This window comes from Nonomuraea polychroma, from assembly GCF_004011505.1.
Taxonomy (GTDB): Bacteria; Actinomycetota; Actinomycetes; order Streptosporangiales; family Streptosporangiaceae; genus Nonomuraea; species Nonomuraea polychroma.
This window is the reverse complement of record NZ_SAUN01000001.1, coordinates 1,817,951-1,838,573: the sequence shown is the minus strand read 5'-3', so window position 1 is coordinate 1,838,573 and position 20,623 is coordinate 1,817,951. Positions and strand designations below refer to the sequence as shown.

Annotated in this window: 15 protein-coding genes; 12 read left to right on the top strand and 3 right to left on the bottom strand. The window is 71.5% G+C overall.

What is annotated here, in order from left to right; genetic code table 11:
• The first annotated feature begins 20 nt into the window (after positions 1-20).
• Positions 21-3,521, top strand: coding sequence for a protein kinase domain-containing protein (locus tag EDD27_RS57665; RefSeq protein WP_277750827.1), 3,501 nt, complete (start codon positions 21-23; stop codon positions 3,519-3,521).
• Between the two features lie 9 nt (positions 3,522-3,530).
• A complete protein-coding gene (locus tag EDD27_RS08040; RefSeq protein WP_127931807.1) occupies positions 3,531-4,451 on the top strand; it encodes an alpha/beta hydrolase in 921 nt (306 codons plus the stop codon).
• 56 nt (positions 4,452-4,507) lie between these two features.
• Here the strand turns inward: EDD27_RS08040 and EDD27_RS08035 are convergent, their stop codons facing one another.
• Entirely contained in the window at positions 4,508-5,221 is a 714-nt protein-coding gene (locus EDD27_RS08035) for a hotdog fold domain-containing protein (RefSeq protein WP_127931806.1), read from the bottom strand.
• A 348-nt stretch (positions 5,222-5,569) separates the two neighbouring features.
• Between EDD27_RS08035 and EDD27_RS08030 the strand changes: the two genes are divergently transcribed.
• The 4 genes from EDD27_RS08030 to EDD27_RS08015 all read left to right on the top strand — a co-directional run bounded on the left by EDD27_RS08030 (position 5,570) and on the right by EDD27_RS08015 (position 9,661).
• Positions 5,570-6,337 (top strand): potassium channel family protein, encoded by a 768-nt coding sequence (locus tag EDD27_RS08030; RefSeq protein WP_127931805.1) that lies wholly within the window; start codon positions 5,570-5,572, stop codon positions 6,335-6,337.
• 79 nt (positions 6,338-6,416) lie between these two features.
• Positions 6,417-7,052, top strand: coding sequence for an AAA family ATPase (locus EDD27_RS08025; protein WP_241563911.1), 636 nt, complete (start codon positions 6,417-6,419; stop codon positions 7,050-7,052).
• A 173-nt stretch (positions 7,053-7,225) separates the two neighbouring features.
• Positions 7,226-9,184 (top strand): S8 family peptidase, encoded by a 1,959-nt coding sequence (locus tag EDD27_RS08020; protein WP_127931804.1) that lies wholly within the window; start codon positions 7,226-7,228, stop codon positions 9,182-9,184.
• 129 nt (positions 9,185-9,313) lie between these two features.
• Positions 9,314-9,661 (top strand): YciI family protein, encoded by a 348-nt coding sequence (locus EDD27_RS08015; protein ID WP_127931803.1) that lies wholly within the window; start codon positions 9,314-9,316, stop codon positions 9,659-9,661.
• 81 nt (positions 9,662-9,742) lie between these two features.
• On the opposite strand, the gene glnA is transcribed toward EDD27_RS08015, so the two are convergent.
• Positions 9,743-11,104: a type I glutamate--ammonia ligase gene (gene glnA, locus EDD27_RS08010; RefSeq protein ID WP_127931802.1), complete on the bottom strand. Its 1,362-nt coding sequence runs from the start codon at positions 11,102-11,104 to the stop codon at positions 9,743-9,745.
• Between the two features lie 163 nt (positions 11,105-11,267).
• Between glnA and EDD27_RS08005 the strand changes: the two genes are divergently transcribed.
• Together EDD27_RS08005 and EDD27_RS08000 are read left to right on the top strand one after the other, a co-directional pair.
• Complete coding sequence (locus EDD27_RS08005) at positions 11,268-11,813, top strand: EF-hand domain-containing protein (RefSeq protein WP_127931801.1); 546 nt, start codon at positions 11,268-11,270, stop codon at positions 11,811-11,813.
• An 8-nt stretch (positions 11,814-11,821) separates the two neighbouring features.
• Complete coding sequence (locus tag EDD27_RS08000; protein ID WP_127931800.1) at positions 11,822-12,796, top strand: terpene synthase family protein; 975 nt, start codon at positions 11,822-11,824, stop codon at positions 12,794-12,796.
• Here EDD27_RS08000 and EDD27_RS07995 read toward each other — a convergent pair.
• Positions 12,787-13,788 (bottom strand): DUF5937 family protein, encoded by a 1,002-nt coding sequence (locus EDD27_RS07995; protein ID WP_127931799.1) that lies wholly within the window; start codon positions 13,786-13,788, stop codon positions 12,787-12,789. The genes EDD27_RS08000 and EDD27_RS07995 overlap by 10 nt on opposite strands.
• 59 nt (positions 13,789-13,847) lie before the next feature.
• On the opposite strand from EDD27_RS07995, the gene EDD27_RS07990 reads away from it, so the two are divergent.
• The 4 genes from EDD27_RS07990 to EDD27_RS07975 all read left to right on the top strand — a co-directional run bounded on the left by EDD27_RS07990 (position 13,848) and on the right by EDD27_RS07975 (position 20,346).
• Entirely contained in the window at positions 13,848-15,041 is a 1,194-nt protein-coding gene (locus EDD27_RS07990) for an MDR family MFS transporter (protein ID WP_127931798.1), read from the top strand.
• A gap of 72 nt (positions 15,042-15,113) precedes the next feature.
• Positions 15,114-16,985: a sensor histidine kinase gene (locus EDD27_RS07985; RefSeq protein ID WP_127931797.1), complete on the top strand. Its 1,872-nt coding sequence runs from the start codon at positions 15,114-15,116 to the stop codon at positions 16,983-16,985.
• Between the two features lie 77 nt (positions 16,986-17,062).
• Complete coding sequence (locus EDD27_RS07980) at positions 17,063-18,535, top strand: BTAD domain-containing putative transcriptional regulator (protein WP_127931796.1); 1,473 nt, start codon at positions 17,063-17,065, stop codon at positions 18,533-18,535.
• Between the two features lie 32 nt (positions 18,536-18,567).
• Entirely contained in the window at positions 18,568-20,346 is a 1,779-nt protein-coding gene (locus EDD27_RS07975) for an NAD+ synthase (RefSeq protein ID WP_127931795.1), read from the top strand.
• Positions 20,347-20,623: the final 277 nt, after the last annotated feature.

Sequence of the window (20,623 nt, the reverse complement as noted above, 5' to 3'; positions counted from 1 at the left end):
TCATCCAACACGCCGTGGAGATGTTGAGCGACGACGATCCCCAGCGGCTCGGAGAGTACTGGCTGGCCGGGCGGCTCGGCGCGGGCGGCCAGGGCGTCGTCTACGAGGCGTACGCCGAGGACGGCCGGCGAGTGGCGATCAAGGTGCTGCACCGCGGCCAGGCGGCGCAGCTGGTCAGGGAGGTCACCGCGGCGCAGCGGGTGGCCGCGTTCTGCACGGCGAAGGTGATCGAGGCGCGGCTGGAGGAGCCCCGCCCGTACATCGTCAGCGAGTACGTCGAGGGCCCCAGCCTGCGCAGGGCGGTCACGGAGGGACGCCGCTTCACCGGCGGCGACCTGCACCGGCTCGGCACGGCGGTGGCGACGGCGCTGACCGCGATCCACGACGCGGACGTGATCCACCGCGACCTCAAACCCGACAACGTGCTGCTCGGCGCGGACGGGCCGCGAGTGATCGACTTCGGCGTCGCCAGGACGGCCGAGATGTCGCTCACCAGCACCGGGCTGGTGACGGGGACGCCGACGTACATGGCGCCGGAGGTGTTCACGGGGCAGCGGGCCGGGAAGCCGGCGGACGTGTTCGCGTGGGGCGCGATCATGGTGTACGCGGCGACGGGAACCGATCCGTTCGAGGCGGAGAGCCTGGGCGGGGTCATGCACCGGGTGCTCTCGGCCGTCCCCGACCTGAGCGTGCTGCCGGAGGCGTTGCGCCCGCTCGTGGCCGCCACCCTCAGCAAGGAGCCGCTGCACCGGCCGAGCGCGCGTGAGCTGCTGCTGTCCCTGGTCAGCGGGCATGCCGGGACGGACACCGCGCATCTGCTCGCCGAAGGCGGCAGGGAGGCCGCCGGGGTGACGGCGGCCGCGGCGGATCCGGCGCTCGGGACGCTGGCCGAGGAGGCGTACGCGCAGCTGGGCCCGGAGGAGCGGGAGCTCGCGCCGGAGGTGTTCCTCAGGCTCGTCACGGTGGGCGAGCGGGGCGAGCTGTCGGCGCGGCGGGCCGAGCTGGCCGAGCTGGTGGACGGCCGGCCGGTGCCCGAGGTGTCGTCGGTGACGCGGATCCTGGAGGTGTTCGCGTACCTGCTGGGCAGGGACGGCGAGCAGGTCTGGCTGGCCCGGCCGGCGCTGCCGCACGCCTGGCCGCGCTACCGCCGCTGGGTGGACGCCAACCGGGACGGCCTGGCCGTGCACCGGGAGATCCTGGCGGCGGCGCGGCGCTGGGAGCGGGCCGGGCGCAGGGACGGCGACCTGTTCCACGGACACAGCCTGGAGAACGCGCTGCAGTGGGCGGCCACGGCCCGCAGGAACATCACCTTGTCCCCGTTCGAGCGGGACTTCCTCGCGGCGGGCGCGCGGGCACGCACCCTCAAGGCCAGGCGGGACCGGCTCGTGACGCTCTCGCTCGGCGGCCTGTTGGTGATCGCGCTGGTGGCGGCCGGGCTGGCCGTGTACCAGGGCGGGCTGGCCGACGAGCGGGCCGGGCGCATCGCCGCCCAGCGCGACCAGGCGGAGGCGGCCCGGCTGGCGCAGCTGGCCGGCACGCTGCGGCAGAGCGACCCGCGGGTGGCGATGCAGCTCAGCGTGGCGGCCTGGCGGCTGGAGCGCACGCCGCAGACGCGGGCGGCGCTGACGGCCTCGCTGGCGCAGCGGGAGGTGGCGATGTTCAGGGATCCGGCCACGAATGCCGACACGCTGCGGGTGCTGAGCCGCGACGGCAGAACGCTTGCCAGCGTCGGAGGCGACGCGATCCGCCTGTGGGACGTGCGCATCGGCAAGAGTACCGGCGGGATCGCCAAGCTGGGCCTCGCGAAGGAACGTCTGTTGTCGGTGGCGCTGTCGCCCACGAAGCGGTACGTGCTGGTGGCGACAAACGCCCGCGCCGCCGTCTGGGACCTGCGGACGGGCAAGACCACGCGCTCGTGGGCGTACGGCAAGAAAGACGTGCCGATCCAGGTCGCGTACGGGACCGTGGACCGGTACGCGCTCGTGAGCATGGACGACGACACCTACGTGTGGGACCTGGAACGCGGCGGCCGGGCGCGGACCAGGGCCGCCCTGGGTCCCATGACGCCCTCCGGGGAGGCGGTCTACGCGACGGGCGCGCCCGGCCGGATCGACCTGCTGCGCCTGCCGGACCTGGGCAGGCGGTCCACCCGCCCGGCCGCGGAACGATGCGGCACGTGCGGGATGCCGCTCGCGCTGACCCCCGACGGCCGCTGGCTGGTGGAGCCGCTGCGCCGGGGCCTGCAGTTCACCTCGCTGCGGGACGGCGGCAGCGGGACGATGGGGCAGGACAAGACGGCTTGGAACGGGGGCGAGCTCGCCTTCAGCCGCGACGGCCGGCTGCTCGCCTCGGTCACGCGTACCGGGATCCAGGTGTGGCGGGACGGCACGCACCTCACGGGGCTGTCGGTGCCCGGCGGGGCGGACGACGACGCGCAGCCGGTGCCCCAGGCCGGCTTCGACGGGAACACTCTGCGGTACCTGAACGAGGACCGGGTCGTCACCGTGGACCTCGCCGACCTCACCGGGGACCGCCCTGCGGCCACGTCATGGGCGCTGGCCGCGCTGTTGCCCGGGCGGCTGCTGGCCACGGAGGACTTCAACGCCGTCTACCTGACCGCCCCCGGCCGGCCGGCCGGAAAGCCCGTGCAGCGCCGGCCGGACGACGACGGGGCTGGCGCCCTGGCGCTCAGCCCGGACGGGCGGCTGGCGGCCGTGGGCGGCTCCAGCACGATCACGGTGCTGGACACGAGCACACGGCAGGAGCTGGCCCGCTTGCCGATCGACGACGTCACCGAGACGGACCTGCTGGTGTTCAGTCCCGACGGGACGAGACTGGCCGGCGTGCTGGAGGCCGCCGACCTGGAGACGGGGAGCACGTACACGGTGCGGGTCTGGGACTGGCGGGCCCGCCGCCCGCTGTGGTCGGCAGACGTGGACGAGGTGCGGGACATCGAGTTCTCCCCCGACGGCACGCTCCTCGCGGTGGCGGCGAGTGCGCAGCAGCTCTTCGACGCCGCCTCAGGCCGGCCGCGCGGCGCGGCCTTCGGCGGCACCGGCCAGGGGACGACGGTCGTCGGCGTGGTGTTCACCAGGGACGGCGGCGAGGTGGCGGCGGTGGACTCGCGCGGCCGGGTGACGGTCTACGACGTGGCCACGCACCGGCAGATCGGGCAGGCGATCCGGGGCCGGGTCGGCGGCGGCGAGATCGCGGTCAGGTCGCCGCGCGAGGACGTGGTGGCGGTGGGCACGCGTGACGGGCGGGTGCAGCTGGTGGACCTGGCCGCCGGGGCTGACCTGGGAGTGTTGCGCGACGGGCACGAGCTGGGTCCGGCTGCGCTGGCGTTCTCCGCGGACGGCTCGAAGGTGCTGGTGCTGGACGGCGCGGGCACGGTACGCGAGCGGCTCGTCGACCCCGGCCAGATGGTCGCCGCGGTGTGCGCGCGCGCCGGGAAGCCTCTGAGTGCCGCCGAGTGGGAGCGACACGTGACCGGCGTGCCGTACCGGGAGGTTTGTCCTTAAGATCCCGATATGAGATTCGACGAGGTCGGCGGGCTGCGGATCGCCACGTTCGGGACCGGGCCGCGGGTGATCATCGCGGTGCACGGGATCACCGCCTCACTGATGGCGTGGGGTGCGGTGGGGCGGCGGCTGCCCGAAGGGTGGTCGCTGGTCGCTATGGACCTGCGCGGGCGCGGGCACAGCGCCTCGCTGCCCGGCCCGTACGGGCTGCCGAGGCACGCCGAGGACGTGCTGCGGGTCGCCGACCACGTGGGGGCCGGGCCCGATGCGGTGCTGACCGGTCATTCGATGGGCGCGTACGTGGCCGCGCTGGCCGCCGCACCTCGTCCGATCGCCGAGCCGAGCTCGGAGGGCCGGGATGGACGTCCTCGCTCCGCTGCGGATCCATCCCGGCGGAACTGGGCCCGGGTGGTGCTGGTGGACGGCGGGATCCCGTTCCCGCGGCTGCCGGAGGGCGTGGACCCGGACGCGGCGATGGAGGCCACGCTGGGGCCCGCGCTGGCGCGGTTGCGGCAGACGTACCCGTCGGCGGAGGCGTACGTCGACTTCTTCAAGAGCCATCCTGCCTTCGCCGGGCGCTGGAACGACGACGTCGAGGCGTACGTCCGCTACGACCTCACCGGGCCCGAGGGCGCGCTGCGGTCGCGGGTCGTGGGCGAGGCGGTGCTGCAGGACGGGCGGTGGCTCAACACCGAGCAGGACCAGGCGGGGGCGGCGCTGGAGGCGATCAAGTCGCCGCTGCTGCTGCTCAGGGCGCCGCGCGGGCTGCTCAACCAGGACGTCGGCATGCTCCCCGACGATCTGACCGCCCCGTGGTCGAATCGGCTGCCGGGGCTTCGGGACGAGGTGGTGCCCGACTGCAACCACTACACGATCATGTTCGACGACCGCTGCGTGAGGACCGTCGTGGAGCGGCTCACCCGGGATTGAGTCTGACGAAAACGGCCCCTGAGCGTGTGATGCTCGGGGGCCGTCCGCTGTCGTGGTCAGCGTGGAGCGATCCAGGTGGCACGCGCGGCCGCCACCAGCGTGCCGTCCATCTCGTAGATCGCGCTCTGGCCGAACATCTTGCGGCCGTCACGGCCGGTCGGGCGGGCCACCACCGAGTAACGCCCGCCGGGGTGCACGTGACCGTGGATCTGCAGGGCCAGCCTCCCGAGCAGGGCGGTCTCACCGGGGCCGAAGTGCGCCCAGCCGGTGATGCAGTCCAGCACGGCGCCGATGATCGAGGCGGGCACCCCGTCCTCGCCCGACACCGTGAACGGCACCCGCCAGCCGGCGGCCACCATGTTCGCGCCCTCGACCGGCCCGGGGAAGATGCGCAGGCCGTCACCCGGCTCGCGCAGCCCGCACGCGAAGCACTCGGCGAACGGGTGGGCCTTCAACCCGACGAACCCCGCTTCGGCGCGGGCGGCGTCGGTGAACGGCACGAATCCCGGCCCCTCCAGGTCCTCGGCCACCGGGATGGCCTCGACGAGCAACTTGTCGCCGTGTACAAGGGACACGGAGTTGGCGACGTGCTCCAGCCGCAGCTCGGTCTCCAGCGGCGAAGGGGCATGGAGCGTGACCTCGACGGCTGATCGGCCACCGTTGAGCGCCTCCGCCATGGTGCCCGCTATCCAGCCGCCGTTGGCGACGCCCTCGGGCCCGCGGAAACGCTGGGGAACGGTCAACACGGTCTGCAGGGCAGCCGTCGTCATGCCACATCCTCCAATATCGCCACATGAGGCGCAAAGTCCGTAAATACCATATAGAGCGGCCGATTTTACCTGGACCGCCCGTTTACCAAGGAGCCGGGGGTCCGGGTACCGCTCCGTACCACCGCATAACGCCTCGACCCAGTCCGAAACTTCCCCACCCTCGACGTGAGGTTAGGCACTGCACGTGGCACGGACGTGACCAGGGGGTCAGAAGCAACGAAAATCGGCCTCACTCCAGGGACGATCCCGGCGTGAGGCCGATCAAGGCGTTGGCAGTACTTTAGCCCGGGATTCCGGTGCCCCGCGACCAATCCCCCGATACGGGGCCGGCCGGTGCACACTGTCGGCATGGATCGGCTGACCTCCTGGGAGCGACGCACCAGCGTGGCGCTCCTCGCCATCGGCACGGGGTTCCTCCTGAGCTGGGCGATCCCTGTCCTCGTCCCCGACCTGCCCCCCGCCGCACACGAGACCTTCCGGTACATCCAGGTCGCCACCTGGATCCTGTTCACCGCCGACTACCTGATCCGCCTGTCGCTCGCCCCCCGCCGCCTGCGTTTCCTTCTCAGGAACATCCCCTCCCTCCTGGTCGTCCTCCTCCCCCTCCTGCGGCCGCTGTGGCTGCTGCGGGCGCTGCTGCTCCTGCACGTCATCGCCGACCGGGTACGGCTCCCGCTGCGCGTGCGCGCCGTCGTCTACGTCTCCGGCACGGCGTTGTTCCTGTGCATGGTCGGCAGCATCGCCGTCCTGGACGTGGAACGCGACAACCCCGACGGCAACATCAAGACCGTCGGCGACGCCATCTGGTGGTCGCTCACCACGATGACCACCGTCGGGTACGGCGACCGCTTCCCGGTCACCTCCGAGGGCCGGCTGGTGGCGTCCGGCCTGATGGTCGCGGGCGTCGCCCTGGCCGGCGTCGTCACCGCAGCCATCGCCTCCTGGTTCGTCGAACGGTTCGAGCGCACGGCGGCGGCGGAGCGCCGTACCGAGGCCGAGCTGGCCCAGATCGCCGCCGACCTGGCCGAGGCCCGCAAGGCGCTGGCCGAGCTCGCCCACACCCACGGCTTGCTGCGCGACGAGGTGGCCACGCTCACCGCCCGGCTGAACTCATAAGGTGTGAGGCGCGCGCCCGCCCGCGGTCTCGGCGAGGCTGGTCGTTGCCGGCGTGATGGAAGTGAAGGGGACGCGGATCGTGCGGAGTGAGCCTGTGCAGGGCGCGATGGTGCGGTACCCGTCCGGATCCCTGGTCATCCTGACCGGGCTCCCGGGCGCGGGCAAGACCACCCTGCTGCGACGCCTGTACGGGTTGCACGGCGCGGAGAGCGCGCCGGTCGCGAGGGACAGGGTCATGGTGATCGACTCCTATCAGTCCCGGCGGCACTGGGACGGCCGGCTCCCCTGGGCCCCCTATCCGGTACGCCGCGCCGTCGTCTTCGTCACCCACCTGACCCGCATCCGGCGCGCGCTGGCCGGCGGGCAGTCGGTCATCGCGCACAACCGGGGCTGCGGCCCGTACGTGCTGCGGGGCTTCGCCTGGCTGGCCCGCCGGCACGGCGCGGCCTTCCACCTGCTCCTGCTGGACGCCCCGGCGGAGGTCGCCGTGGCCGGGCAGCGGGCCAGGGGCAGAGTGGTGGCACCGCGCACCTTCGCCCGCCACCAACGCCGGTGGGCCGACCTGGTGGCCCGGGTCAAGAACGGCGACCCGGCCCCGGCGACCGGCGCCCGCATCGTCGACCGCGCCGAGGCGGACCTCCTGGCCTCCATCGTCTTCGACGGCACCGCCGCTTCGGGGAATGTGGCAGACGGAGATTTCCGGATAACGGAATAACGTCATTCCCACCGATTTCTCCCGTCACTCCATACGCTTGCCGCTCAGACTTAAACGGGGAAACGTTCCAATCGTCAGCCATGGGGAGGCGCAGGCATTGCTGAGATCTTCTCGCATGCCCGCTCGTATCGGCTGCCGGCGGTAGATTCCCCCCTCTACCCCTCGGAGGACCAGTGAGACTGCGGTCTCTGCTGGCGGGCGCATCTGTGCTCGCCATGACGACGACGGCGTTATTTGCCGTCACCGTCCCCGCCCAGGCGTCCACAGGCGACCCTGAAGTGGCCAAGAGCCTCACGGCCGACGTGAAATCGGGCGACAAAGTACGCGCGATCATCGAGGTCAAGAGCGGCGAGAGCGTTTCGTCTGTGGCCAAGACCACGGAGGACGCCTCGAGCGCCACCAAGGTCGTCGACAAGACGAGCTCCAACGAGTTCCTGGTCGCCACCATGGACAAGAAGACGCTCGACACGATCAAGACCGATGACCGAATCGCGGCCATCTACGAGGACCGGCTGAGCAAGCCCTCGCTTGATGTCAGCACCAGGCTGATCGGCTCGGACAAGGCCAACGAAGCCGGCTGGACCGGCCAGGGCTCCACTGTCGCCGTCCTCGACACCGGTATCGACCGCGATCATCCCTTCTTCGCTGGGCGGATCGTGACCGAGGCATGCTTTTCCACGACCTATGACGAGCCGCGCTACCAGGCGGTGTCACTGTGCCCCAACGGCCAGCCGATCCAGACGGGTCCGGGCGCGGCCGACGCCGAAACCGCGAAATGCATCGTGTCGGGCTGGAACAGGTGCGCCCACGGCACACACGTGGCCGGCATCGCGGCGGGCAAGAAGGCCGGCAACGCCCCCTCCAACGGCGTCGCCCCCGGGGCGGGTCTCCTGCCCATCCAGGTCTTCACCCGCTTCAACGGCCCCATCTGCCAGGAGCTGGGCGCCACCGCTCCGTGCTTCCTCAGCCTGACCTCCGACCAGAAGCTGGCGCTGGAGTACCTCGCGAGCGTGCAGGCAACGCACAAGGTCGTCGCTGCCAACATGAGCCTCGGCACCGCCACGAAGCACACCACGTACTGCGACAACGACGAGGACTTCGGCGCGCTCGCACCGGAGGTCGGCGCGCTGCTGCGGGCCGGCGTAACCACGGTCATCGCCGCGGGCAACGAGGGCTACGACGACGGTGTCGCCAGTCCGGGGTGCCTCTCGCAGGCCCTCACGGTCGGCGCCACGGACAATCAAGATGCTGTGGCCGGATTCGGCAACCGCGGAAACCTGCTCGACCTGTTCGCGCCCGGCGTGGACATCAATTCCTCCATCCCGAACAACATCTTCACCTCCGTGAGCGGCACGTCAATGGCGGCCCCGCACGTCGCCGGGGCGCTGGCGTTGATGCGTCAGGCTTACCCGAACCTGTCCGCCCAAGAGCTCGCCCAGAAGCTGGAGAGCACCGGCAAGCCCATCCGCTACGACAGCGGTAACGCGCAGGTGACCACCAAGCGCATCGACCTCGCTGCCGCGCTGCCGCCCAAGCCGACCACGAGCCCGACGGCGACGCCCACCACCTCCCCGACGGCTACGCCTACGGCCACCCCGACCGTGACACCCACCGTCACGGCGACGCCCACGCCGACGAAGACGCACACGCCGAGCCCCACGCCGACGCACACCCACACGGGCGACCCCGGGGACCCCGGCGTGGACAGCAACCCGATTCCGGTCCCCGACGACTGCAAGCGGGGCAACGGCACCAAGCCGCTGAGCGCGAAGACCTGGGCCAAGGAGATGCTGAAGAACAAGGGCAGCCTGAGCGACAAGACGCTCCTGTGCTACCTGACGCTGGCCCAGAACGGCAGCAAGGTCTTCCCCGAGCTGACCGACGCGACCACCCTGGCCAAGGCGTACAAGGTGCTCGGCACCAAGAGCAAGGCCGCCAAGGCGCTGCTCGACCGTGAGCTGCTGGCCGCCTGGCTGAACTACGCGCACGGCGTGTACAACGGCTCGGCCAAGGTCCACGGGAAGACGACCCTCTCCAAGGCCGTCTCGGCCGCGGAGCGGCACCGTGCGGGCACGAGCGCCGCCGCGATGAAGAAGGCCGCCGTGTACCTGTACAAGCACGTCAACAAGTAGAAGTTTCCGGGAAAGAGCGGGTCACGTCGCGGACGTGGCCCGCTTTTTCGTTCCCGGGTGTCGATCCGGGCGGAAGCCGTTCGTGTAGGGGGTGAGAGCTGAAGGAATCTGAAGGGAAAGGAAGCACTCATGAAGCACTACGTGCTCACCATGTACCAGGGCGACGGGCCGCCGCCTGGACCCGAGATCCTGGACCCGATCATGCGCGACCTCGGCGCCCTGGAGAAGGAGATGAAGGACGCCGGCGTGTGGGTCTTCTCCGGTGGGCTGCAGCCCGCCGACCAGGCGCGCGTGCTGCAGATGCGGGGCGGCGAGCTGGTCGCCACCGACGGCCCCTACACCGAGGGCAAGGAGCACATCGGCGGGTTCACGATCATCCAGGCGCCCGGCATGGAGGCGGCGCTGGAGTGGGGCCGCAAGATGGCGCGAGCGGTGGCGCTGCTCCCGGTCGAGGTACGCGAGTTCCAGGGAGGATGATCGGCTGGCTATCCGGCGCTCGCCCGCGTACGAACGGCCCGGCGCTCCCATGAGCGCCGGGCCGCCGTCAGCACACGCGGGTCAGAGGACGGGCAGGTAGCGGCCGAGCTCGAACTCGGTGACGTGGCGGCGGTATTCGCGCCACTCCGTCCGCTTGTTGCGCAGGAAGAAGTCGAAGACGTGCTCGCCCAGCGTCTCGGCCACCAGTTCGCTGCGCTCCATGACCTCGATCGCGTCGTTGAGCGAACCGGGCAGCGGCTCGATGCCGAGGGCCCGGCGCTCGGCGCTGGTCAGCGTCCAGACGTTGTCCTCGGCCGCCGGCGGCAGCTCGTAGCTCTCCTCGATGCCCTTGAGCCCGGCCGCGAGGATCAGCGCGAACGCCAGGTACGGGTTGCAGGCCGAGTCGAGCGAGCGGAACTCGATGCGCGTCGAGCCGCCCTTGTGCGGCTTGTACATCGGCACCCGGACCAGGGCCGAACGGTTGTTGTGGCCCCAGCACACGTAGGAGGGCGCCTCGCCGCCCTGGCCCGCGATGGCCTCGGCGCCGCCCCACAGCCGCTTGTAGGAGTTGACCCACTGGTTGGTGATGGCGGTGATCTCGGCGGCGTGCTTGAGCAGGCCGGCGATGAAGGACCGCCCGATCTTGGACAGCCGGTAGTCGGAGCCGGCCTCGTAGAAGGCGTTTCGGTCGCCCTCGAACAGCGACATGTGGGTGTGCATGCCGGAGCCGGGGTGCTCGGTGAACGGCTTGGGCATGAACGAGGCCCAGATGCCCTGCTCCAGCGCCACCTCCTTCATGACCAGCCGGAAGGTCATGATGTTGTCGGCCGTGGTGAGCGCGTCGGCGTAGCGCAGGTCGATCTCCTGCTGGCCGGGCGCCCCCTCGTGGTGGCTGAACTCGACGGAGATGCCCATCGACTCGAGCATCATGATCGCCTGGCGCCGGAAGTCGTGCCCGGAGCTGTGCGGCGTGTGGTCGAAGTAGCCGCCGGAGTCGATCGGCTCGGGCCGCTCGCCGGGGTCGGGCCGGTTCTTCAGCAGGAAGAACTCGATCTCCGGGTGGGTGTAGAACGTGAAGCCCATGTCGGCGCACTTGGCGAGGGTGCGCTTGAGCACCCAGCGCGGGTCGGCGTGCGACGGCGAGCCGTCCGGCATCAGGATGTCGCAGAAAATGCGTGCGGCACCCGGCGTCTCGCTGCGCCAGGGCAGGATCTGGAAGGTCGACGGGTCCGGCTTGGCGAGCATGTCGGACTCGTAGACGCGGGCGAAGCCCTCGATGGCGGAGCCGTCGAAGCCGATGCCCTCGGCGAAGGCTCCCTCGAGCTCGGCCGGTGCGATCGCGACGGACTTGAGGAAGCCGAGAACGTCGGTGAACCAGAGCCGGATGAACCGGATGTCGCGTTCCTCGAGCGTGCGGAGCACGAACTCCTGCTGGCGGTCCAAGGCATCCCCTCAAAAAGACAGTACAGGTCTCTTACCAGGATGCCGTGTCCGTGTTTCGCACACGTTACGGGGGGTGCCGGTGAACAAGCCGGTGCGTGCCTCGCTGACAAAGACCCCGCCCCGCCTTAATGTGATCACGCAATCAGTCTCGGGGGAGGCATTGGTGGCTATCGACCTGCTCAATCACAAGCTCGATCGGGCGTTCGACCACATCGACGCGAGCGGCAACGGCGTCGTCGAGCGTGAGGACCTGCTGGGGCTGGGCGCCCGCATGCTGGTGGGCTTCGGGGAGTCCCCCACCTCGGTCACCGGGGCGAGCCTCGTCGACAGCTTCGACGGCATCTGGTCCGCCCTGGCGCAGGCGCTCGAGCGCGACGGAGACTCCGGCATCGCGCGCCATGACTTCCGCACCGCGATGACGGACGCGTTCGTCACCGGTGACCGGTACGACCCCGTCTTCCGGCCGGCCACGGTGGCGGTGGCGGAATTGTGCGACGGCGACAAGGACGGCGAGATCGGCCTCGGCGAGTTCCGGACGATGCTGAGCGCGTTCGGCGTCGCCTATGACGACGTGGACGAGGCGTTCGACCGGCTGGACCGGGCGGGCAGGGGCACGCTCACCGTGGACGGGCTGGTCGCGGCCGCCTCCGAGTACTACCGCAGCGACGACCCCAGCGCCACGGGCAACTGGCTCTTCGGCGCGCTGTGAGCATCACCATGAGCACCACCGTGTTCGCCACGGTGCGCACCGCGCTGCGTTCCGTGCTGAGTTCGATGATGCCGCTGCCGCGCAGGGGCGGCGCCGCCGCCCTCGCGCTGCTGCCGCTCACCGAGCGGGTGCCGGCGATGGCCCAGCCGTGCCGGATGCATCCGGCCGTGTACGCGATCGAGGCCGCGGTCATCGACTGGGCGAGGCGGACGGGCCTGCGGGCCGATCCCGGCGTCGGCTTCCACCGGATGGCCGGCCGGGCGTTCGCCGAGTTCGACGCGGCCGCGGCAGCGTTGTTCGCGCAGTGGCTGACGTGGCTGTTCCACCTCGACGACGAGCTCGACGAGGGTGAGTGCCGGCTGGAGGTCTTCCACGGCCTGCTCAGTGGCGCGGCGCGTCATCCGCTGGAGGCGGCGTTCGCGGATCTGTGGCGGGTGACGAGCGCGCGGATGAGCGACCGGTGGCGGGCCAGGTTCGCGGTGGGCCTGCAACGCCAGCACGACGCGTGCCGTACCGAGGCCGACAACCGGGCGGCGGGCCGGATGCCGACGCTGGAGGAGTACCCGGCGCTGCGCAGGGGCACGGTGGGGCCGTACCTGTACGACCTGGTCGAGCCGTGCCTGCGGGTGGAGGTGCCGGCCTGGGTGCACGAGTCGGAGCCCTGGCAGCAGCTGGTGAACGCCTGCAGCGACGTCACGGCCTGGTGCAACGACGTGGCGTCGCTGCCGAAGGAGCACGGCGACGTGCACAACTTCGTGGTGCTGGCGATGCGCCAGCTCGGTCTCGGCGAGCGGGAGGCAACGGCCTGGGTGCTGGACAGGATCGTCCGGCGTTGCGAGGACATGCAGGCGGCGGCCAGGCGGTTGCCGCTGGAGGTCCTGGCGCCCAAGGTGGCGCGGGATGTCAGCAAGGTGGCCTGCGCCTACCTCGCGGCGCCCCGCGCGCACCTGGACTGGCTCCTGGAGTCCACACGCTACGCCTGACCAGCCGCGACCCACGCGGCGCGACCCGCTGACGCCTGACTTGCGAGCGTGTCGCCGGTCGGGGTGCGGCGGTAGACGACCTGTTTGCCGACCCGCATCCCGACCGCGAGCCCGCCGCCGCTGAGCACGCCGAGGTGCTGGCTGACCGCGCCCGGAGTGAGCGACATGCGGGCGGCGAGCGCGGAGGTGGTGCTGGGCTCGGCCAGGGCGAGCAGGATCTGCGCCCGGCTCCGGCCGATCAGCGCCGCCAGCGCACCGGGCGCGGGCGGGGGGCCCTGCTGCCACAACGTGCCGACGCCGTGCACGGGGTAGACGAGCATCGACTGGTACGGCGCCGACATGACCGCCACCCTCGGACCCCAGAAGGCGCTGGGCACCAGCACGAGCCCGTCGCCGTGCAGGCCGCTGATCCCGCAGGGGGACCGCTCGATGAGCAGCCGCCCGCCCGTCCAGACCACGGTGGGGTCGAGGTCGGCGAAGAGCGCGTGGGCGCCGCCCTGGGCCAGTTGCCGCGAGCGGCGCAGGACGTCGCGTTCGAGCAGGGCGTACACGCGGGGCCAGTACTCGGAGAAGCACGACTCCCAGTACGTCTCCAGCGTGCGGGCCACCCTGGCCACGCCGGCCTCGGGATCGGCCATGAACCGCTCGAGCGCGGCCCGGTCGGTGCCCCGCACCTCCGCGGCCTCCGTCCTGGCCCGCTCGGGCGGCGCGTTCCTGACCCGGTCGAGCTCGGCGGCGAAGTCCGGCATCGGCGTGTCGGGCGGCGGGGTGATGAAGTCGGCGATGTAGCCGGCCGGCGGCACGAGCGCGAGCAGCTCGGTCAGGTCGAGACCGGCCAGCCGGGGCCGCACGGCCTTGAGCCAGGGCAGGTGGATGGAGTGTCTGGAGGGCTGCTGGAGCGTGCGCAGGCTGGCGACGAGCTCCCACATCGGGGAGAACGCGAACCGGATGCGCGCCACGTCCTCCGGCCTCATGATCCACGTTACCGGCATCCTTTTAGTGTGGCCTAAACCGTTCGCGCCGGGAAACCGGAAATATCACCCTTTGTCGCGTGCCACAGGTCATTGCCGAGAAGCCGTCCTTCCTCCGTTCCCAAGTCGCCGGCCTGCCCCGCCCGTTCTGGGCCCTCTGGGGCGGCACGCTGGTGAACCGCCTGGGCACCATGGTCATGCCGTTCACCGGCGTCTACCTCACCCAGGCCCGCGACCTGCCGGTGACCACCGCCGGCCTGGTGATGGGCGTCTTCGGGGCGGGCTCGCTGCTGTCGCAGCTGCTCGCCGGCGTGCTCACGGACCGCGTCGGGCGGCGGGCCACGCTGTCGGGCGGCATGCTGGCCACGGCCGCGACCATGCTGGCGCTCGGTTACAGCACCTCCCTGCCGGCGATCATGGCGTCGATGTTCGTGCTCGGGCTGGTGATCGACATCTACCGGCCCGCCTCCAACGCCATGGTCGCCGACCTGGTGTCGCCTGCGGAGCGGCCCCGGGCGTACGGGCTGCTGTTCTGGGGGATCAACCTCGGCTACTCGGTCGGCATGACGGCCGGCGGGTGGCTGGCGGGGCTCGGGTTCATCTGGCTGTTCTGGATCGACGCGGTGTCGAGCGTGGTCTTCGCGGTGCTGGTGTGGCGGGCGGTCCCGGAGACGCGACCGGCGGCGCGGGAGTCGCACGGCGGGTTCGGGATGGTGCTGCGCGACCGGGTGATGGTGGCGTTCACGCTGGTCACGCTGGGTCACGCACTGCTCTATTCGCAGACGATGACCATGCTGCCGGTGGCGATGACCGGGGTCGTGGGGTTGACGCCGGTGCAGTTCGGGCTGGCCATGGCGCTGAACGGGGTGTTGATCGTGGTGGTGCAGCCACTGGTGTCGGGATGGCTGGGGCGCAGGGACGCCTCACGGACGTTCGCGCTGGGCCTGGCCGTGATGGGGGCCGGCTTCGCGATGACCGCGTACGTCACCAGCACGCTGGGGCTGGCCGTGACGATCGCGGTGTGGACGGCGGGCGAGATCGTCACGGCGGGCATCGCGGGCTCCATCGTGGCGACGCTGGCGCCGGCGGACCTGCGGGGGCGGTACGCGGGGTTGTTCGGCTTCGCCTGGTCGATGGCCGCGGTGCTGGCGCCGCTGCTCGGCGGGCCGCTGCTGGATCTCGGCATGGAGGCGCTGTGGCTGACGGTGGGCGGGGTCGCGCTGGTGTCGGCGGCCGGCATGCTGGCGCTCGGGCCGGCGATCCGGCGGCGTTGAGAGAATTTTGATCGGGTATTGGCACTTGCCCGATAATTTCCTCCCATCCATGGGGTGGGAAGGGCGGGTGGCATGCGCCGTGCGGGTCTGGCGCGAGGCGTGGCGATCGGGATCGCCACGCTCGCCGTCGTGTTGGAGCTCACCGACATCTGGGTGACGGCGCAGTTGCCCCCGTCCCCGTATACGCCGCTGCCGTTCGCGCCCGAGGACATGGCCGGGACAGCCTTCCCGGTCTTCGGGGCGATCCTGGTCTACAGCAGGCCGCGGCTGGTCATCGGGTGGCTGCTGTGCATCGGCGGGTTGAGCGCGGCGGCCAACATCCTGTCGGCCAACGTCTTCATGCTCGTGTACGGCGGCCCGCCCCACGGGCGGATCGTCGTCAACCTGACGTGGAATGTTCTCCAGCTCACCCTGGGCGTCCTGCTCCCGCTGCTCTACCCCGTCGGATCGTTGCTGTCCAAGCGGTGGCGATGGGTGGTCGCCCTGGCCGTCGCGGGCATGGCGCTCGACTGGGTCGCGGTGGCGACCGAGCAGTGGGCGCTCAGGAGGTCCGCCCACTGGGTGGTGGGAGCGGCCATGGCGATCGCGTTCGCCTCGCTCGTCGTGCGGTTCAAGCGCGGCGACGCGATCGAGCGGCGGCAGTTGTTGTGGCTGATGGTGACGCTGCCCGGGCTGCTGATCCCGTTGATCGTGGGCGACCCGGTGTGGTGGCTGGCGACGCTGACGATCCCGCTGATCCCGGCGGCGATCGCGGTGGGAGTGCTGCGCTACCGGCTGTTCGGCATCGACACGCTGATCAGCAGGGCACTGGTGGGCACCGGCCTGGCGATCGTGACCATGGGCGTGTACGTGGCGGTGAGCGCGGCGGGCAGCATGTTCCTGTCGGAGGTCGACCCGATCGCGGGCATCGCGGCGGCGGTGTTCGCGGGTGCCTTCTTCCAGCCGATGCGGCGCGGGCTGCAACGGGGCGTGGACCGGCTGCTCTACGGCAGCACCGGCGTGCCGAGCGCGTTGGCCAGGCGGCTGCGGCACCGGCTCCAGCACGCCGACCCGGTGCACGGGCTGCTGGCCACACTGGACGTGCTGCGCGAAGGGCTGTCGGTGACGGGCGTCGCGGTGGAGGTGGACGGCACCACGACCACGTCGGGAGCCGTGGGGGACACGGGCAACGCCCCGCGGCCCGTCAAGACCATCGCGCTGGTGTGGCACGGGGAGCCCGTGGGGCTGCTGCTGATCGGCCCGACCGACCGGCGCCGGTTCCCGGCCGCCCACGACGAGCGGGTGATCGCGACGCTGACGCCGTACATCGCCGACGCCGCGCACGCCGTACGCCTGACGGCGGCGCTGCAGCGCTCCCGCGAGCGCATCCTGACCGCCCGCGAGGAGGAACGCCGGCGGCTGCGCCGTGACCTGCACGACGGGCTCGGGCAGTCGCTCACCGGCATGGCCATGTCGATCAACGCCGCCCGCCTGACCGTGCGCTCCTCACCGGAGGACGCCGATCGGCTGCTCGCCGACCTGCGTTCCGGCATGGACGCCGTGAGCGGCGACATCAGGCGGCTCGTGTACGGCCTGCGCCCGCCCGCGCTCGACGAACTGGGGCTGGCGGGTGCGGTCGCGGAGCTCGCGGAGTCGCCGATCGAGACGTCGGGCGACCTGGCGAGCCTGCCGGCGGCGGTCGAGGTGGCCGCCTACCGCATCGTCCAGGAGGCGCTCACGAACGCCCGCAAGCACGCCGGCGCCACCCGGATCACGATCAGCCTGCGGCGCGAGGACCGGCTGCGGGTGACCGTGACCGACGACGGTGTGGGGCTGCCGCCGGACGCCCGGCCGGGCGTCGGCCTGGGCTCCATGCGGGAGCGGGCCGCCGAGCTGGGCGGCATCTGCGTGGTGCGGGAGGCCGAAGGAGGAGGCACCGTCGTCCACGCCGAGCTCCCACTGTGACAATTTCGACGCGACCCTTGGACTGTGACATTCCGCCATATACCTAGACTCGTTCTCCCTCTACAGTTACGGCTGAAATGCTCACTTTCACTGCTCTCGGACCGTTCCAGGCCTGGGCCGGCGGCGCCCCACTCGACCTCGGCGGCCAGCGGCAGCGGGCGGTGCTCGCGCGCCTGCTCGTGGCCGGCGGCCGCGCTGTTCCCGTCAACACCCTCATCGACGAGCTCTGGGCGGGCGGCCCGCCCGCCCAGGCCCTGTCCACCATCCAGGGGTACGTCTCGCGCCTGCGCCGTGCGCTCGAACCCGATCGCGCGCCGCGCGAGGAGGCCGGCGTGCTGGTGTCCGCTCCGCCCGGCTACGCCCTGCGGGCCGCGACCGAGCAGGTGGACGCCTGGCACTTCGAGAGCCTGGTGAAGTCGGACGGCGCGCCGGCGCAGATGTGGGCGGCCATGGACACGGCGCTGGGGTTGTGGCGCGGTCCGGCGCTGGCCGAGTTCAGCGAGCTGAGCTGGGCGGCGACGGAGGCGGGGCGGCTGGAGGAGCTGCGGCTGATCGCCGTCGAGCGGCGGGCCGACGCCGGGCTCGCGCTGGGCCGGGCCAGGTCGCTGGTGGCCGACCTGGAGGCGCACGCGTCGGCGTACCCGCTGCGTGAGGAGGCCTGGCGGCTGCTGGCCGTGGCGCTCTACCGGATGGGCCGCCAGGGCGACGCGCTGGCGGCGCTGCGCAGGGCACGCGCGGTGTGGCGGGACGAGCTGGGCCTGGACCTGTCGGCCTCGCTCCAGCGTCTGGAGGGCGACATGCTCGCCCAGCGCCTGGAGGAGCCGCGTGCCGCGGAGGCGCCTGCCACGAGCTCCGCGGGCTCGGCTGGCTCGGCGGACGTGCTGCGGGTGCTGGTGGCCGACGACCAGGCCCTCGTACGAGCGGGGCTGCGGGCCATGTTCGCCGCCGAACCGGGGGTGACGCTCGCCGCCGAGGCGAGCAACGGCGAGGAAGCGATCGCGGCCGTCGGCGAGAGCCGGCCCGACGTGGTGCTGCTCGACATCCAGATGCCGCGGCTGGACGGCCTGGCCGCCGCGCGCAGGATCCTGGCCGGGGAGCGGCCACCGAAGGTCGTCATGATGACCACGTTCGGCAGTGACGAGAATCTCTATGCGGCCCTGCGGGCGGGAGTGAGCGGATTCCTGCTGAAGACGGCGGCTCCAGAGCAGTTCCTGGCCGCGATCAGGGCGGCCGCGGCCGGGGACGCGCTCATCGACCCGGCACTCACCACGCGGCTGATCTCCGCCTTCGCCGGGCGCAGCGACCCGGCCTCTCCCCCGGCACTGGCCGGGCTCTCCGACGCCCTGCTCGACGTGCTGAAACTCGTCGCCAGAGGGCTGACGAACCGCCAGATCGCCCAGACGCTCGCGCTGCCGGAGGAGGAGGTCTCGCTCATGGTGAAGTCGCTGCTGGAGCATCTGGCGCTGTTCGACCGTGCGCAGCTGGTGATGGCCGCGTACGAGTGCGGGCTCGTCACGCCCGGCGAGAAGGCTCACTTTTCGTCGCTTTGACGATAAGAATCGGGGCATATTAGGCTGGGCGCGTGGCCCAACTGCGCATTGCCCTGGCACAGACGAACCCCACTGTCGGCGACCTGGCCGCCAACGCGGACCGGCTGATCGCGTGGACGCGAGACGCCGCCGAACGCGGGGCGCACCTGGTCGTCTTCACCGAGATGTTCCTCACCGGATACCCCGTGGAGGACCTGGTGCTGCGCACGTCCTTCGTGGACGCCAGCATCAGGTCTCTGGAGGAGGTGGCGCGCAGACTGGAGAGGGAGGGCCTGGGCGACGTCCCCGTGGTGGCCGGCTACGTCGACCGGGCCGGCCTGGCGCCCCGGGTCGGGCAGCCGAAGGGCGCCCCGCTGGACGCCGCCGCGCTGCTCTACAAGGGCGAGGTGGTCACGCGTACGGCCAAGCACCACCTGCCGAACTACGGCGTGTTCGACGAGTACCGCTACTTCGTGCGCGGCGACCGGCTGCCGATCTTCCGGCTGCACGGGGTCGACGTGGCGATCGCCGTCTGCGAGGACCTCTGGCAGGAGGGCGGCCCCGTGTCGGTCGTGGGGCAGGCGGGGGCCGGGCTGCTGGTCGTGCCGAACGCCTCGCCGTACGAGAAGGAGAAGGACGACGTACGCCTGGAGCTGTGCGAGCGCCGCGCTCGCGAGGCCGGGTGCGCCCTCGTCTACGTGAACCAGGTCGGCGGGCAGGACGAGCTGGTCTTCGACGGCGACTCGATCGTGGTGGACGGCTCGGGCGAGCTGGTGGCGCGGGCGGGCCAGTTCCGGGAGGAGCTGCTGGTCGTGGACCTGGACGACCTGCCGGTATCGGACGCGGAGCCGGGCACGTACCCGTACGACGCGTACGACGGCTCCACGATCACGGTCGAGCGCCTGGTGTTGTCGGAGGAGCCCGTCGCGCCCTACCCGGCCGAGCCGTCCCGCATCGCCGAGCGGCTGGACCTGCACGCGGAGGTCTACTCGGCGCTGGTGCTGGCGGTCAGGGACTACGTGCGCAAGAACGGCTTCCAGTCGATCATCCTGGCGCTGTCGGGCGGGATCGACTCGGCGTTGACCGCCACCATCGCCTCCGACGCGATCGGCCCGTCACGGGTCCACGTGGTGCTGATGCCGTCGCGCTACTCCTCCGAGCACTCGGTGACCGACGCCGAGGAGCTGGTGCGCAGGCAGGGGGTCAACGCGCAGATGGTCCCCATCGCCAACGTCGTCGACGCCTTCGAGAAGGAGATCGAGCTGTCCGGCCTGGCCGCCGAGAACCTGCAGGCCAGGGTACGCGGCATGATCCTCATGGGCCTGTCCAACCAGCACGGCCACCTGGTGCTGACGACCGGGAACAAGAGCGAGCTGGCGACCGGCTACTCCACCCTCTACGGCGACTCGGCCGGCGGCTTCGCCCCGATCAAGGACGTGCCGAAGACCATGGTGTGGGAGCTGTCCCGCTGGCGTAACGCGCACTCCGACCCGCAGTTCCTGCTGCCGGCCGAACGCCCGATCCCGGAGAACTCGATCGCCAAGGAGCCGAGCGCGGAGCTGCGCCCCGACCAGCGCGACACGGACTCGCTGCCGCCGTACGAGGTGCTGGACCGGCTGCTGGACGACTACGTGGAGAAGGACATGGGCTCGCAGGAGCTCATCGCGGCCGGTCACGATCCCGAGCTGGTGGCGCGGGTGATCCGGCTGGTGGACCTGGCGGAGTACAAGCGCCGCCAGTACCCGCCGGGCCCCAAGATCACGCCGAAGAACTTCGGCAGGGACCGCCGCCTCCCCATCACCAACCGCTGGCGCGAGACCACCACCGGCTGAACTGTCGGACGGGCCGGAAGGCTGGGCGGCGACCGCGACCGCGATCGACGCCGACGGCGGCTTCTGGCCGCCCATGACCGCGGCCGGGCTACGCGGGCCAAGGGCTCAGCGAGGAGCAGATCGGCCGGATCGTGCGCCGATCGACGCCGCATCCCGGGGCTCCGCTGACCGAGCCCGCGGTGCCGACGCGGCCGCTCGGCGAGCGCCCCGCGACCTCCATCAGGAGCCTGCTCGACGCGTCCGCCGCCCGACGCTGAGCACATCTCTCCCGCTTCCA